Raw genomic sequence first — 16,177 nt, forward strand, 5'->3', positions numbered from 1 at the left:
ACGCTATAGCATAAGGGGAGGAGTCATCGGGAAGAGCGAGGAGATTCCTTTACTGTTTTCCATCCGTTTTTTCTGTTCGATGGAAGACCATAGAGATGACAAGAAGCACCGAAGGTACTGCTGCACATACAACAATTCCAACATAACCTATTATTTTATCGAAGTTGCCTATTTCAATAAAATTTTGGGGATACATGCTCAGGCAAAATAATATAATTAACGGGAGATAACAGATATACCTGTTCCACTTTTGGGTGAGCTGGCTGATTCCAGTAACAATATAGAAATAATAATTTGAGGCGGTCATGAAGATTTTGATCGTCCACAAAATGATAAATAATATTTCAAATCGTTCCAGGAACGCGCCGGGGAATTCAATTTGCTGTGCAAAAGAAACGACGGGCCACTGCAATCGGGAGACTTCTTCTACTGACATACAGCCAATGACCATCGTTACCATTAAAATATACAAACCCATTGCAATCGAGTAGCCGATCCATCCAGCTTTCCATGCTTTTTGTGGGTGGGTCATCACATTAGTTAATATAAGAATGGACTCAAAACCCATAGTAGAGAAAGGTATAACTTTAAGTGATTCAAAGATCGGACGCCAACCTTTATGGAAAACAGGGCGCAAATTATCAAGATTAAAATGGTTGATATTAAGAATGATCAACAATAAAAAAACAATAAAGGTTAAAGGAAAAAAAAGCTCGATCAATCGAACCATTGCATGGAGACCGCCCCAGGTCAAATACCCAATAAGTAGAAGAAACGGCAAGAGAATCATGCTTATCGGGGTTCTCTCCAGTGCAAGACCTTTGAGGAATTCCGCCATCATTCTACATACAAGAGAGCAGATCATCGTGCAAAATACAATAAATGCGATATTGATCAGAAAGCCGATGAATTTACCTGCAATTACAGGATTGAACTCATAGAACGTCTTCCCTGGAAATCTGTGGCACAATTTAACGTGGATAAAAATGACGCCGATCCCAAGCAGAGTTGCCAGCAAAAGTCCCTGCCACACGTCGGGTGTTTGCGTCTTCTCCGCAATGGTTCTTGGTAAACTGACAATACCCACAGCATACACAGTCGAAGTGACGGTAAATAAGGCTTGCATGGTGGATATCTTTTCCTGTTTCATGGAAGGTATGTTAGACATTTACTCACCCTCTTCTTTTGAATAGGCACCAGTTCGCTCTATCTGTACTTTAGCCTTAACATCGATCGGTATTTCACTGAATGTATCTTGCCAATTTTCCTTTACCCGATCCCAGTAAGCGGGATATTTCACTTTTACTTTTGTACCAAAACCGACCACATCTGCTCTCATTTCTTTCTGGAGTGTGTTTAGCGATTGGGATACGGTCTGTTTGATTTCATCCTGTGCCTCTTGTTTGGCGGTTTGGATGAATGATTCCTTCAGAAAGTCTTCAGAATTAACCGTGCTTTCGTTTAGTTTGATATCTGTTTTAATACGAACTGTGAATGAGAGGTCCTGCCCGTTGAGGTGGGGAATAAGTTTTGTATGGACATCCTCAACTTCAAAGACCATAGATTGATTTGACTTTGAGCTCTCAGTTCTAATAATTGAGCCCTTCGTTTTTCCCAGCATCCAGTTGATTCCGATGACATCCTCTTCGTCCAGCCAATAAGCAAATTTCTTCGTTTTGCCGCTGACCAGAGCTGCGCCTGAGAAGTGGTTGCCTCCATTGGTTTCTAGACATTGAATAAGGAAGTCAGCTCCTTGTGAGATATGCGTAGAAATTTCTCCTAAGGTTATTCTATAAGGTATTTTTGAGTTTAAATTGCTGTTTTTAGCCATTGCTTCAAGGTCAATAGAAGGTATCTCTTGATGTTTACCGATCTTATTGAGCGCTTCTTTTGCATTGCCTTTTATGATCATAACAAGTGATTTTCGACTTGGTTTATAGGAGCGAGTAAACGTATCTAACAACTGGTCGATTCTTCTTTTTTGTATAGCTTGATCACTAATCAAAATCAGACGAATAAAACTATATAAAGGAGCACGGGATATCTGCTTGGCCTGTTCCCTGGAAGCAGATTGGATGGAATCTTTGTTAAAGGTTGTTACGTTGCTGTACATATTTTTTCTGGATTTCTGCGCGATTAAGTGCTGGTAGGTAAGTTCCAGCATATCCTGCTGATCCATATCAATGGCGACACCTTGAATAATACTCAAGTTATCGATCTCTCTGCTATCCCAACAACCGGTGAGGAGAGTACACACGATCCATGCGGCAAAGCATTTTTGCACCCAGAGGGTGCGACGAAACAGAAGGCCGTAAGAAATCATAGTTTTACTTCCTTTTCCTGTTAGAGTGTGTTTCGTCCTGTGTTTTTAGCATCATAGGACGTTTTCTGAGATATTTATAAGGAACCCGAACCAAGGTGTCTTGTTGATCTCTTAGCCGAACAGGGGCTAGGGGTGACATGTAAGGAACACCAAAGCTCTTGATCTGGACCATGTGTACACCTAAACAAATAAAGGCTAAAATTACTCCATAAAGCCCAAAAACCCCTGCGATCATCATAATGGGAAAACGAAGAAGCCGAATTCCGATACTGCCGCTGTACTGCGGGCTTGCAAAAGACGCAATGGCAGTAAGACCAACAACAATAATCAGAAAAGCACTTACAACCGCCGCCTCGACAGCTGCTTGTCCAATAACAAGACCGCCTACAATACCGATGACCTGTCCTATCCCTTTGGGTAGCCGCAGACTGGCCTCGCGCAATATTTCCAATGCCAATTCCATAATTAAAGCCTCCACAAAAACGGGAAAAGGGATTCCCTCCCTTGAGGCAACGATAGATATGACCAGCTCAGGCGGGATTAATCCAGGATGGAAAGAAATCAGTGCAACGTACAACGAAGGCAGGAATGTTGCAATGAACAAAGCCATTAAACGAAGCATGCGGAAAAATGTCCCTAAGGGGAAACGCTCATAATAATCTTCTGGCGATTGAGCCAGCATCCAGAAGGTCATGGGAGCAATTAGGACAAAAGGGGTGCCATCTAGCATAATGACAACTCTCCCTGACATTAAGGCCGTTATAGCTTTATCTGAGCGTTCAGAGGCTTGAATCTGGGGAAACGGAGACCATGGATGTTCCTCGATCCATTGCTCAATAACCCCGGTATCGGAAGCATCATCCACATCAATCGTTTCGACTCTTCGCTTAACTTCTTGAACTAGCTCCGGATTTGCGATATCCGATATGTACAAGATTGCTAATTTACGGGAAGATCTCCTTCCTATGGTTATTTTGTCTATTCTGAAACTAATATCTTTGATGTGCCTTCTAACCATTGCCAGGTTGCTTTCCAAATCCTCAATAAAACCTTCCCTTGGTCCTCTAACCAAAGTTTCGGTGCTGGGTTCCTCAACACTTCGCGAAGGAAATTTGCCTGTAGAAGCAAAAAAAACATCATCAGTCCCTTCGATCAGCAGACAAGTATATCCCGATAATACTTTGCTTACACACGTCTCAAGGTCTGTCCCTTCTGTCATATCGATCGTAAATGCTGTCTGCTGTATCAACTCCTCCTTTATTTTGTCAGGATTAACTGGGGAGTGGTTTTCACGGATTCCAGTTAAAATGAGCGGCTTGACGATTTGTTCGTTAATCATACTTGTATCCGCAATACCGGAGAGATAGATCATAATGACATGAATTCCCGTTTGGCCTACATTCATTTTTTTGAAGACGACATCAGGAAGATGACCCAGAGTCTTTTCAAGATAATCTAATTTTGCCTCGAGTGGTCTTGCCAATGACGTTTCCCCCTTCAAAAAACTTAAGCATGATATGCATGTAATATGTGTAAAATAGTGATAAATATTCATGAATCCTTCTTTCCGCCACAAGCAAAAACGAACACCTAATGGTGTTCGTCTCTAGTCATACATAACGCTATATGAACTTAATCAGAATGGGATCATTTTTTGAACTCGTAAAAATGTTCCTCCAGCATGCTCAAGGAAAGCTCGGCTGTAGTGGCTACCACGATATCTGCACCTTGCATTTGCGAAGGTGTTCCTACACCGACCGCGAACATCCCGGCACCCTTGATCGCCTGTATGCCTGCCTGTGCGTCTTCTATGCCGATACAGTCGGCAGGCTGAACGCCTAGATTCGCAGCTCCGGCGAGGAAAATTTCCGGGTCAGGTTTTCCATGCCGAATGGCAGTAACATCTACCACACTGTCAAAATAGTGCGCTAGCTCCAGCCGATCCAGTATAAACGCTGCATTTTTGCTCGCAGAGGCCAGCGCGATGCCAACTCGGGCTTCACGCAGCTCCTTCAAAAGCGCTTGAATGCCCGGAAGAACGTCTGAGGGAGTCAAGGCTGAGATGAGCCGCTGATACTCGGTGTTTTTTTGTATAGCCAGTTCTTGCTTGCCTTCTTCTGATAACGTATTGGACAGGTTACCGCGTGCCAGTATTTTGTCGAGCGATTCCGTACGGCTGATTCCTTTTAACTGTTCATTAAATTCCCGGTCAAAAGGGATGCTGAGCGCTGCCGCCAAGCTACCCCATGCCTGAAAATGATATTCGGCGGTATCTGTAATGACTCCGTCCAAGTCGAAAATGACTGCCTTCATTTGCTTACCCCCTGGTTGGTTCATTTATGAAGCACTGCTCGCCATTAACGGCTGCCCGCTGGTAATGTGCGTCGGCTGTCCATACAGCTCCAGCGTGAGCGGTTCTCCGTCCAGCAGGGTAATGACTACTTCACCCTCCTGTACGAGAATACTTAGCAAGCGGCCGCGATAGTTGATTTTAAACGTATATTTGTTCCAGTCCTTCGGCAGAAAAGGGGAAAAGCTGAGTGTTTCATTATAGGTTCTCATCCCGGCAAATCCCTGTACAATCGCCAGCCAGCTTCCTGTCATGGAAGTGATATGAAGTCCGTCTTCGGTGTCATTATTATAGTTATCCAGATCCAGACGAGCCGTCCGTTTATACATTTCGACTGCCTTATCCTCCATTTTGAGTTCAGCGGCCAGCACGGCATGAATCGAAGGAGACAGACTGGATTCGTGAACGGTCATCGGCTCGTAAAAGGCAAAATTGCGCGCTTTTTCCTCCAGCGTGAACTGGTCTCCAAAGAAATAGAGCCCTTGCAGTACATCCGCTTGCTTAATGAAGCAGGAACGCAGGATTTTATCCCAAGACCATTTCTGATTAAGTGGCAGATTGCTAGGATGCAAAGTGGATACAGGCTGTAAATCCTTATCCATAAAGGTATCGTGCTGAACGAAGACGCCCCGCTCTTCATCATAAGGATAATACATGTTGTTGATGATATCTTGCCAATGTGCACGCTCATCAGCTGTAACGGCCAGGCGCTGCGATTTCTCAGTCGAAATTTGAGGCAAGACTGATAATGTATATTTCAGAACCCACGCAGCCAGCGTATTGGTATACCAGTTGTTATTAACGTTATTTTCGTATTCGTTTGGCCCGGTAACCCCGTGGATCATATACTGCTGACGGCTCTTGGAGAAATGAACTCGATCGGCCCAGAAACGGCTAATTTCGACCAGTACGTCGATCCCGTAGTCATGCAGATAGGTCAAGTCCCCCGTATAATTGGTGTAATTGTAAATGGCATAGGCAATTGCACCGTTACGATGGATTTCTTCGAAGGTAATTTCCCATTCGTTATGGCATTCCACGCCTGTAAAAGTGACCATAGGATACAGTGCCCCGCGAAGCCCTTGCTGGGCTGCGTTATGCTTGGCACCCTCCAGTTGTTGGTGACGGTACAGCAGCAGATTTCGCGTTACCTCCGGGTCGGCAAGCGCGAGGTACATAGGTACGGCATATGCTTCTGTATCCCAATAGGTGGCACCGCCATATTTTTCACCCGTAAAGCCCTTCGGTCCGATATTTAGACGGGCATCTTCACCGTAGTACGTAGAGAATAGCTGGAAAATGTTAAAGCGTATTCCCTGTTGGGCCTCCGTATCCCCCTCAATTTCAACATCTGCCTTGTCCCAGCGTCTGGCCCAAGCGTCGATATGCTCTTGCTTAAGAGAGGTGTAGCCTTTGTTGACAGCTTCCACGGCGATGCGTTCAGCTTGCGGAATCAATGCATCCTTTTCCATATCGCGTGAAGTGGTGACGGCTACAATTTTTTGCAGTTGGATACGGTCACCTGGCGAGACGTTGTATTGATAGTGGCGTGCAGCATACAAAAAGCTCTCTTCCGTCGTCTGCTCATCTTGTCCCTCGGTTACAATACCCATGGTAGCGTTTACGGTAAAGCGCGGAATACCGAAGGGATTATCTATCGTCGTTGTAGACAGGCTGATGAATTGCTCTTGAACCTCACGGGCTTCTTCCAGCCAAAATACCTCGTCATAATTTGTGTCCTCATTTTTCGTATTGCCATCCAAATAAGGAACAAGCTCAATGCTTAAAGGCTGATCGCTTATATTTTCGACCTGATAATCAATCAGGCATAATTCACGTGTAGTAATGCTCAGAAAACGCTCTGTAGTGATACGAACCTGGTCGTTCACAGTACAAGCGCGCCGCAGGATTCCCTGCTTCATGTCCAGTTCCTGCACAAAATCGCTGATCTGTGCCGTAAATAAGTCCACTTCCTCTTGGTTTACAATCAGACGGATGCCGATGAAATTCATGGCATTGATGACCTTACCAAAATATTCAGGATAGCCGTTCTTCCACCAGCCTACCTTTGTTTTGTCAGGGAACCATATACCGGAGATATACGTTCCTTGATGATGATCACCTGAATAAGTTTCTTCAAAATTGCCGCGCATGCCCATATAACCGTTGCCTATGGACGTTAAGCTTTCCTGTAATCGCATGTGTGTGCTATGTAGAGTGTGTGTTGTCAGCTTCCAACTATCTACGTCAAATAATCGGTTGTAAACCATGATTGCGTACCCCTCTCGGAAAATGAGATCGTTGTTTTAACGGAACCAATATATGAGCGAGTTCAGTATATAGTGCAACCGTTTGCCCTGTCAACGCAAAAAAACTGATTTTATGAATATCCATAAAATCAGTTCTTGTTCATTTCTTAGAGATTCATAGTGTCTGGCTTGATTTGCGCTCTACAATTCGGTGGGGAACAATGATGTGCTTGGTCAATTCTTTCGGGTCTTCAATTTTTTCGATCAGACTTTTGGCAGCCTGATAACCAAGGCTGAAGATATCAATATCCACGGAAGTAAGTGGGGGATTCATCAGCTCAGCCAGCATCAAGTTATTGAAGCTCACCATGGACAGCTGCTCTGGCATGGATACGCCTAACTGAGCAAGCATTTTCTGTACGGCCATGGCTACAAGGTCGTCGCTAACGATCATCGCAGTAGGCGGCGGGGTAGCCTGCAATAACGTGCGCATGTCCTCTAGATTAAAGGGCTCCCTGACCACGTATTCCTTCGGTAGAGGCAAGCCGGCTTCTCGTAGTGCGTCTTGGTAGCCTCGGAGTCTTTCAAGATTTACGATGTGTTCCTGATCACCGCCAACATAAGCAATGCGCTCATGATTCAGCCCCGTCAAATAAGTGACCACATCTTTGGCTGCCTGGTAGTTATCGTTGTCTACATGGGTAGTTTCACTGACAAACTGCTGAGGCTTGCCGATAACGGTATAGGGAATTTTCTCTTTATGAAGATACTCCACGATGCTATCCTTTTGCTTGGAGTACAGGACAATGTAGCCGTCAACGCGTCCGGTCCGGGTCATTAGCTTTACGCGGGATAGCAATTCATCACTCGTTTTGCCTGTGACAATCGACAGTGTATAGTTGTGCTCGTTTACCCATTCGCTGATCCCGCGTAGGCTTTCCGGAAAGAAAGGATTCTGAAAGATCGCCACGTCCGATTCAGGCATAATAATGCCTATTGACTGTGTGACACGGTTAGCCAGGCTTTGAGCGGAATAGTTGGGTTCATAGCCAAGCGCCTTCATTTCTTTACGAACGCGTGCCTTGGTGGCTTCGCTGATTTTGGGGCTGTCTTGAATGACACGGGATACGGTGGAAGTAGCAACTTTAGCACGTTTTGCGACATCTTTGATGGTTACTGCCATCGTCTTCGTCTCCTTTTGCTATCTCAAGCAGAAAATATTATGTTCTATCATACGATATTGCTCCAATTTCAACAAATTAGCGGCTTTTTCGAGTATTTCTATCAGCATTAACCAAGATATTTATAACTAGGGTATTGCCAATAGAAAGCGATATCATTATAATAATCGTGCAACCGATTGCATAATTTTCTTATTGAGCACTACCCATGCTATACATACTATAAGGGATGGAGACTGAACGAGCATGAAAAAACTTCTATCATTTGATTTTTGGCAAAAGCTTGGGAAGGCACTTCTTGTGGTTGTTGCTGTCATGCCAGCAGCCGGGATTATGATTTCACTTGGTAAAGTAGTGGCGATGTTGGCTGGCGATATTCATTTCTGGGTGACTGTCGGCGGGGTCATGGAGAATCTGGGTTGGGGTATTATCAACAACTTACACATCCTGTTTGCCGTGGCGATTGGTGGTTCCTGGGCTAAGGAACGGGCGGGCGGAGCTTTTGCGGCCTTAATTGCTTTTGTTCTCATCAATATATCAACAGGAACGATTTTGGGCGTATCCTCGAAGATGCTAACCCAGGAAGGAGCAACCACTCATACTCTTTTCGGTGCATCGATTCCGGTCAGTGGTTATTTCACCTCTATTTTGGGGGCTCCTGCACTCAATATGGGTGTGTTTGTCGGTATCATCTCCGGCTTTGTCGGGGCCGTGGTGTTTAATAAATACTATAATTATCGAAAGCTCCCCGATGCTCTAGCTTTTTTTAACGGTAAGCGCTTTGTTCCGTTTGTCGTGATTCTCTGGTCTGTGATCGTGAGTTTGATCATGTCTGCTGTCTGGCCATTTGTCCAAGGCGGGATTAACCAATTTGGCGTTTGGTTGGCGACTTCAGGAGAGTCGGCTCCTTTTATAGCGCCATTTGTCTATGGTACACTGGAGAGACTGTTGATTCCTTTTGGTCTTCATCATATGCTGACCGTTCCTATTAACTATACTCAACTTGGTGGCGTTTACACGGTACTCACGGGTTCTGGAGCAGGAAGTGTTGTTGCTGGGCAAGACCCGCTGTGGCTGGCTTGGGCTAGTGATCTCAGTGCGCTTCGTGGTACCGATCCGGCAGCCTACAACAGCTTGCTGGGAGGCGTGACGCCTGCCCGTTTCAAGGTAGGACAAATGATCGGCGGAGCGGGCATCCTTATGGGGCTGGCAGTAGCAATGTATCGCCGTGTAGACAAAGATAAACGCGGCAAGTACAAGTCGATGATTTTCTCTGCAGCAGCAGCCGTTTTTTTAACAGGGGTGACGGAGCCGCTGGAATTCATGTTTATGTTCGTGGCGCCTGTATTGTATGTGGTTTATGCTATTCTTACCGGCATTGCTTTCGGAATGGCTGATATTATACATTTGCGTTTACATTCGTTTGGTATGATTGAGCTGCTGACTCGCTTGCCATTGTCTATAAATGCAGGGTTAGTGCAGGATATCATTAACTTTGTGCTGACTTGTGTAGTGTTTGCGGTAGCAACCTACTTTATCGCTTATTTTATGATCGGCAAATTCAAAATGGCTACGCCAGGAAGACTCGGGAATTATACAGATGAAGAGCCTCAAGCGACTTCCGAGGCAGAGAGTACAAAAGCCGATGGTTTGGCAGCGGTTTCAACTAAAAATCAATTGGCTGCGGATATCATCAAGACACTTGGGGGTGAGCAGAACATTGTCGAGGTGGATGCTTGCATGACCCGACTGCGTGTAACGGTGAAGGATACAGAAGCCGTCGGGGATGAAAAGACGTGGAAAGCGTTAGGCGCCTTGGGCTTAATTAAAGTAGATAATGGGGTACAGGCGGTTTACGGACCAAAGGCCGATGTGCTTAAATCAGATATACAAGACATACTCAATAGGTGATTAGCTTGAAATTATTAACCTTAAATGCACATGCTTGGATGGAAGAAAACCAACACGATAAGCTGAAGCAATTGGCTGCTTTTATTGATGAACAGCAGTTTGATGTCATTGCTTTGCAGGAAGTCAACCAGTCCATAGAAGAGACTCCGTTGACACCGGACGATTTGGGCGCGTACTATAGTGCAGATCCTGAGGTTGTCATTAAACGCGATAACTATGCTTATGTGCTGAACGGTCTATTGTCCGATGCTTATCACTGGACGTGGGCTCCCGCGCATATTGGTTTTGCCAAATATGACGAGGGTTTGGCGATTCTGTCCAAAACACCGATTACAGCGACGGTGAACGAATATATTTCCTCAATGCAGGATTATGACAACTACCGCTCGCGTAAAATTGTAGGCATTCAGACTGTGGTGGACGGAGTACAGGCCTGGTTTGTCAGTGGGCATTATAACTGGTGGAATGATGAGGAATCCTTCCGCGGACTATGGGATCGTACAACCGAAGTGCTCGATCCTTTAGCTCCGGCTCCTGTATTTGTGATGGGGGATTTCAACAACGCGGCTGAAGTGCGCGGAGAGGGATACGACTATGTAATGCAATCCGGTTGGTCAGACACCTATTCGAACGCTGCAGTACGTGATGCAGGACACACAGTTATCAAAGCTATTGCTGGCTGGGAAAGTAATGCGGAGCCGCTTCGTATTGACTATATTTTCTCCAGTAAGGCAGCGCAGGTTCAATCCTCAGCAGTTGTACTGAATGGGAAAACAGGACCGGTTGTATCCGATCATTTCGGCGTTGCAGTCGAGTTGGAACTGTGATGAACACACAAAGGAGGCCATTTGCTTATGCAATTGGCCTTTTTCTTACGGATTTCGATTTTAATCGAATGGTATATTGAATAACAATCGCAATCAATACCAAAATCATATTGTAATAAAAGGGAGTATTGAGGCTAAAACAGTCCATGAGCGCGCCTGCAATGATTGGAGACACAATGGCCCCCAATTCGGACAAAGATATGACGTTGCCGATAAATGAGCTTCTATTTTCTTCAGGAATAACATCCCCTAGCTGCGAGTAAAAGGAATCCAGATAGCTGGCTCCTCCTATACCTCCGATGAACATCCCCAAGTATACAATCCACGGTTCTGTGAACCATAAAAATAAGATAATTTCCACCATGATTAATAATAGACCGATGATACATAGCAGCAAGCGATCCTTGAGCATATCAGATATTTTACCAATAAAGGGTGCTGATACAAAGGTAGATATGCCGATGATTGTAAAAGCTAAGCTGATTTCTGCTGGACTCCAATGGAGTTTGTAGGTTGCATACACAGAGAAGTATGTTAAAAATATAGCAAATGCACTCATTTCAAGGAAATGAACGGTGGAATAAAGCAGCAACTGTTTTGTTAATATGATTCTTCTTTGCGGTTTTTGAAGGGGGGGATGCTGTTGCTGTGGCTTTAAGGGAGAATTAGCGAAAGTCATTCTTGAAACGGCAATGAAGGATATACATGCAAAAATAGCAACGAAGTAAAACGGTACGGATAAAGAAAAATAGGAAACAATGACTCCACTTATAAGAGGGCCTAAAATCATACCGGCACCTTCACTGCTGCTAATATATCCATTTAGCGTGCCTCGATTCTCTGCGGTGCTCATGTGATTGACCGTGACTCTTACAAAGACGGTTAGCCCTATAGCCACCAAGCCTTGAAGAAGTCTCAGTATGGATAGAATGATGAAGCTTGTTGCAATCGGAAACAGGAGCATACAAGCGATTTCAGCGATGAGTAAGCCTAACCCCAAGCGTTTTGCGCCTATCTTTTCATAGATTCGTCCTGCCATGCCTCCACCAAGAAATCTTCCCACATAAAACAAAGAAAATAAAATGCTCATGCCAAGTGTAGATATTCCGAATTGCTCTACATAAATAGCAAAGAGTGGAAGAATCATACTTCCACTCATGTTAGCAATAAGGCTGATCACGATCATACAGGCAATATTACGATTTAAATATAAGTTTCTTACCATATCCTCGAAACCTCTCTTTGAGCTTGCATCATGGGGACCGTTTTTTTCGATGACTCTTTATTATGAATGAACGGCTTCCATTCGAGCTAGTGGGTTCCTTCATAGGATACGCAGGTGTACTCCACGCTGTGCCTAAATCCCAGTGCAATTTTGGAGGTGTGACACGTATGGCAGGGGAGTGGCGTAGCCTTTAAGCAGGGAAGCCGCCTCCTGGGGGTGGCCAAGCTCCATAAATCCGGCGCAACAGTACGATTTCACCCAAATGATAGGAATTGTGGGAAGCGATATTCCGCAGCAATCCCGCTTGTGTTTCCCCTGGGAAATGAGCCAGTAATTCATCCAGTTGCGCGGTTTCAGCAATTTGCACAGCCCGATCCACGCCCTGTAAAAATTCATTAATGACAGCCTGCCATGCCTCTTCACTTTGCGGTCCAGTTTCTTCGGGCCAGCTTTCCATGACATTGCCTGGAAGCTGGGGCTTCCGTCCTTCTAAATGCTCCAGCATAAATTGCTGCCAGTAAATCATATGCTTCAGCAGTTGATAAATGCTGTAGGGCACTTCCGCGTTTTTCTTCCCTGCCAGCTCGACGTCAATGTCTGGCAAAGCCCGAGCCACTCGAATATGTCCACGTTCCCCGACCAGTGATTTAACCAGTGCTTGAGCGAATAATTGGTTGGCATCCGACATGTATAATCATCCCTTCTATGGAGAGCTTGTTTCTTGCTTAGTCTTATTTAGCAATTATACAATTATATTTTTCGAAATGGAAATAAATGCGTGGTCTAAAGTAAAGGACAGAAATCATTTTAATAAAGTAGTTGATAATTGTTATCAATTAAATTACAATAATATTGTTTCAAGAGAAACAATAAAAGACATTTGTATATGTTGTTTAATATATACGGAAATGTTAAGGGGAGCTTTTCGTATATGTATATTGTTTCTTTAGAAACAATTAGGTGGCGAGAATAAAGTTTTTAAATAAGGGGTGTGAACATGGATTACGAAGTGATTGTAGTAGGCGGCGGACCTGTTGGGATGTGGTTAGCTGCTGAATTGGCATTGGCGAGGGTAAGCGTATGTGTAATTGAACGTTTAGAGGAGCCTATTGGCCAGTCGCGTGCGCTTACGCTACATCCACGGACGCTTGAGATGTTTGATATGCGTGGATTAAAGGAGCGGTTTATGAAGCGCGGCAGACCTATACGTACAGGTCACTTTTCAATGCTGAATACCCGCTTGGACTTTTCTGTGCTTGATAGTTCCTCCAATTATACGTTGTTTATTCCACAGGTGATTACAGAGCAAGTGATCGAGGAGCATGCGCTCAAGCTGGGAGTTGTCGTTCACCGTGGTATGGAAGTGGTATCTGTGCGAGAGCAAGGGCAGGGCGTAGAGGTGGTTAGTGTATGTGCATCTGGAGCACAAGCCAATGTATCGGTGATGACTGCTGCCTATGTCGTAGGAGCGGATGGGGCCGGGAGTATCGTGCGAAAACAAGCCGGGATTGCTTTTCCGGGCACGGATACGACTCTGACCGCTGTATTAGCGGATGTAGAGTTAGCCAATCCGCCTGAAAATGGCGTACATTCCGAATATAGTGAACGAGGTGGGGTGATGATTGCCCCTGTGTCTCCAGATATTTATCGGGTTATTTTGACTACACCTCGACTGATAAATGTCCCCAAAGACGTACCTGTGACGCTGGAAGAAGTGCGGACAGAACTGCGCGATCTGCTTGGTACAGATCTTGGCGTCACCAATCCTCGCTGGTTATCCCGATTCGGGAATGCAACGCGGCAAGCGCAGACATATCGAAAAGGAAGAATCCTACTAGCAGGTGATGCTGCGCATATTCACTTCCCGGCAGGTGGACAGGGAATGAATGTTGGCTTGCAAGAGGCGGCGAATCTGGGATGGAAGCTGGCAGGAGTGATTCGTGGCTGGGCTCCAGACACGCTGCTGAATAGTTATCATGACGAACGTTATCCGGTTAATACGCAGTTTTTACGGAATACCGAGGTTCAGACTCGCTTATTGGATTTTACGCCTGCTGTATTGGCACACCGCCAATTACACGAGGAATGGTTCCGCCATCCGGAAATTAATCGGTCTATGGCAGAGCAGATTAGTGCACTGGATGTATGTTATCCAGCGGCTGGCAATATACCGCAGCATCCGCTGAACGGAAAACGGTTTGCGGATTTTGAATTGCAGTTGCCTGACGGAGTGACATCGTATGCTTACGATCTTCTTCATGAAGGCCGCTTTGTACTTCTCCATCTTGCACAGGATTCTAAGGTATCGAATGAGTTTCGCCATATCTTCCTTTCACATATTTCATATGTGGAGGCCATAGCCGAAGAATTGCCCGTTGGATGGAGAGGTGTGCATACGGTTTTCATCCGTCCCGATGGGTATATCGCCTGGGCCATTTCGGTGGAACAAACGGATATAGCGAGTGTTATTAAGGATGGCATTGTCACGTTAATATAAAGGAAAAAGGTATGATCATGACCATATTGTTTCCTGTGAAACAAATGTGGGCTATAATGAAAGGAGGAGTATGCCAAAGGAGTGACTACTTGTTCGTATGGAGAAGGCGACATCGGTTCAGCATGTCTATGATTTGCTTATTAAGATGAATCACCAGCTGGAGCAGCATCAGCAGAGAGAGAGCATGACCTTTCTCGAAGAAATCCGCGAGCACTTTGACGGAATGACTTCGCTCAATATGACGGATGTGCACGTTATGGATTGTATTGGGAGGCATGAGCCGATCAATGTTACGACATTAGCGGAACGAATGGAGCTGAGCAAAGGTACCATTTCGAAAGTTAGCACCAAGCTGCTCAAGGAAGGCTGGATTCGCAGAACCCAGCTGAACGACAACAAGAAAGAAATTTATTTTCGGCTAACCCCGTTAGGGAAAAAGCTCTTTCTTGTACATGAGCGGCTGCATGCTAAGGTACAGCATCAGTTATTTCAATTTTTAGATCGTTATAGCTCGGAAGAACTACATGTCTTGAAGCGTCTGCTGTCCGATGGCGTAGGTTTCTTGGAAGCTATGGAGTAGCAGAACAAGAATCTTAATACAAGAGACATTTAAATCATCGACAATGTGCACCTGTTTCATCTCTGTGTGATAGCCACATGGGGAGATGCAGGTGCTTTTCTTTTAATGCAATAGTCGTTTTGCTTCCATATAGAGCACCTGGACGAACTTTTTCGTATTAATGCGGGCTTGGGACAGTGAAGGCTCCACATTGTTTTGCAACTCCAGCATTTTTTTGCGGATTTCTGTAAAATCAAAAAATTTGGATGCATAATTTTCAAACTTAGGATGGGTATAGTCGGTCAATCCGAGCGATACTATATGGCTTAATGTCTGGAAAATGGCGCGGCGGACACGCTGCTCCGATGCCTTGATTTCCTTGCTCAACTCTATTGCTGAGGCCGAGTCTCCTAATCGTTTGGACGCTATATTCGCAAATATATCCTTTAGCGAGGGAAACAGATAGGGCGATAGATTGCCGGTTTCTTCCTCATATTGCTCCAGATATTCCAGCATATCCAGTAAATCCACACTTCCGGCTTCGCCGATCATTCCCATCTCGGAGAGCAGAAACTGCCCTGAACTGACAATGTTTCGGGTCGGTTCCAGTGTCGCTGATGGGCTATTCGATGTGAACATCGACAGTCCTTGCAGTGTGCGCTGGATATCTGTAATGGACTGTTGCATGCGCAGGCGTTCGGTCACCTTTTGGATAACTGCAATAATTTCCAGTCGATTCAAGGGCTTGGCAATATAATATTCAATACCTAGCGAGTATGCCTCACCGATCATGTTTTTGGATTCAATCCGAGAAATCATAATGATTTTTCCGCTAAATTGATCACCAAGTGCACGCACGGTCTGAATGCCGTCACGAAGCGGCATCAGCAGATCAATCAGTAACACATCAATTCGGTTCAACTCCAGCAGGCTGCTATTCACGTAGGAACCGTCCTCCGCTTCCCCAACGACCTCCCCTAAACCCTCGTCTTCAATAATGTCTGCCAGCATAGAACGAATCCCCTGATCGTCATCTACTATATAAAAACGCATCC

Annotated in this window: 13 protein-coding genes; 4 read left to right on the forward strand and 9 right to left on the reverse strand. The window is 45.1% G+C overall.

All coding sequences use genetic code 11. The annotated features are described in order from the left end of the window. Nucleotides 1–49: 49 nt before the first annotated feature. The 6 genes from EGM68_RS01725 to EGM68_RS01750 all read right to left on the reverse strand — a co-directional run bounded on the left by EGM68_RS01725 (nucleotide 50) and on the right by EGM68_RS01750 (nucleotide 8,105). A complete protein-coding gene (locus EGM68_RS01725; protein ID WP_129548556.1) occupies nucleotides 50–1,168 on the reverse strand; it encodes a GerAB/ArcD/ProY family transporter in 1,119 nt (372 codons plus the stop codon). Then, on the reverse strand, nucleotides 1,169–2,323 hold the full coding sequence (locus tag EGM68_RS01730) for a Ger(x)C family spore germination protein (RefSeq protein ID WP_129548557.1): 1,155 nt from the start codon (nucleotides 2,321–2,323) through the stop codon (nucleotides 1,169–1,171). Between the two features lie 4 nt (nucleotides 2,324–2,327). After that, nucleotides 2,328–3,806, reverse strand: coding sequence for a spore germination protein (locus tag EGM68_RS01735; protein WP_013368931.1), 1,479 nt, complete (start codon nucleotides 3,804–3,806; stop codon nucleotides 2,328–2,330). Between the two features lie 164 nt (nucleotides 3,807–3,970). Continuing rightward, the gene (gene pgmB / locus EGM68_RS01740) at nucleotides 3,971–4,636 is read right to left on the reverse strand and encodes a beta-phosphoglucomutase (RefSeq protein ID WP_014599390.1); all 666 of its coding nucleotides are present in this window, start codon (nucleotides 4,634–4,636) and stop codon (nucleotides 3,971–3,973) included. Between the two features lie 24 nt (nucleotides 4,637–4,660). Continuing rightward, nucleotides 4,661–6,943 carry a glycoside hydrolase family 65 protein gene (locus EGM68_RS01745; protein ID WP_129548558.1) on the reverse strand — a complete coding sequence of 761 codons (2,283 nt, stop codon included), beginning with the start codon at nucleotides 6,941–6,943 and terminating at the stop codon, nucleotides 4,661–4,663. A gap of 154 nt (nucleotides 6,944–7,097) precedes the next feature. Beyond that, the gene (locus EGM68_RS01750) at nucleotides 7,098–8,105 is read right to left on the reverse strand and encodes a LacI family DNA-binding transcriptional regulator (RefSeq protein WP_013368935.1); all 1,008 of its coding nucleotides are present in this window, start codon (nucleotides 8,103–8,105) and stop codon (nucleotides 7,098–7,100) included. A gap of 244 nt (nucleotides 8,106–8,349) precedes the next feature. Here EGM68_RS01750 and EGM68_RS01755 point away from each other — a divergent pair, with 244 nt between their 5' ends. Both EGM68_RS01755 and EGM68_RS01760 read left to right on the forward strand, forming a co-directional pair. Then, nucleotides 8,350–10,014, forward strand: a complete 1,665-nt coding sequence (locus tag EGM68_RS01755) for a PTS transporter subunit IIBC (RefSeq protein WP_025674323.1) — start codon at nucleotides 8,350–8,352, stop codon at nucleotides 10,012–10,014. A gap of 5 nt (nucleotides 10,015–10,019) precedes the next feature. Next, a complete protein-coding gene (locus tag EGM68_RS01760; protein WP_129548559.1) occupies nucleotides 10,020–10,841 on the forward strand; it encodes an endonuclease/exonuclease/phosphatase family protein in 822 nt (273 codons plus the stop codon). 25 nt (nucleotides 10,842–10,866) lie between these two features. Here the strand turns inward: EGM68_RS01760 and EGM68_RS01765 are convergent, their stop codons facing one another. Continuing rightward, complete coding sequence (locus EGM68_RS01765; protein WP_129548560.1) at nucleotides 10,867–12,066, reverse strand: MFS transporter; 1,200 nt, start codon at nucleotides 12,064–12,066, stop codon at nucleotides 10,867–10,869. Nucleotides 12,067–12,256: 190 nt separating this feature from the next. After that, nucleotides 12,257–12,754: a DinB family protein gene (locus EGM68_RS01770; RefSeq protein ID WP_129548561.1), complete on the reverse strand. Its 498-nt coding sequence runs from the start codon at nucleotides 12,752–12,754 to the stop codon at nucleotides 12,257–12,259. A 309-nt stretch (nucleotides 12,755–13,063) separates the two neighbouring features. On the opposite strand from EGM68_RS01770, the gene EGM68_RS01775 reads away from it, so the two are divergent. Together EGM68_RS01775 and EGM68_RS01780 are read left to right on the forward strand one after the other, a co-directional pair. After that, nucleotides 13,064–14,563, forward strand: a complete 1,500-nt coding sequence (locus EGM68_RS01775; protein WP_129548562.1) for a monooxygenase — start codon at nucleotides 13,064–13,066, stop codon at nucleotides 14,561–14,563. Between the two features lie 97 nt (nucleotides 14,564–14,660). Continuing rightward, the gene (locus EGM68_RS01780; protein WP_013368941.1) at nucleotides 14,661–15,143 is read left to right on the forward strand and encodes a MarR family transcriptional regulator; all 483 of its coding nucleotides are present in this window, start codon (nucleotides 14,661–14,663) and stop codon (nucleotides 15,141–15,143) included. A 102-nt stretch (nucleotides 15,144–15,245) separates the two neighbouring features. Here EGM68_RS01780 and EGM68_RS01785 read toward each other — a convergent pair whose 3' ends face one another. Next, entirely contained in the window at nucleotides 15,246–16,175 is a 930-nt protein-coding gene (locus tag EGM68_RS01785; protein ID WP_013368942.1) for a response regulator, read from the reverse strand. Nucleotides 16,176–16,177 lie beyond the last annotated feature (2 nt).

It is taken from the genome of Paenibacillus sp. M-152, assembly GCF_003856555.1.
GTDB lineage: Bacteria > Bacillota > Bacilli > Paenibacillales > Paenibacillaceae > Paenibacillus > Paenibacillus polymyxa_C.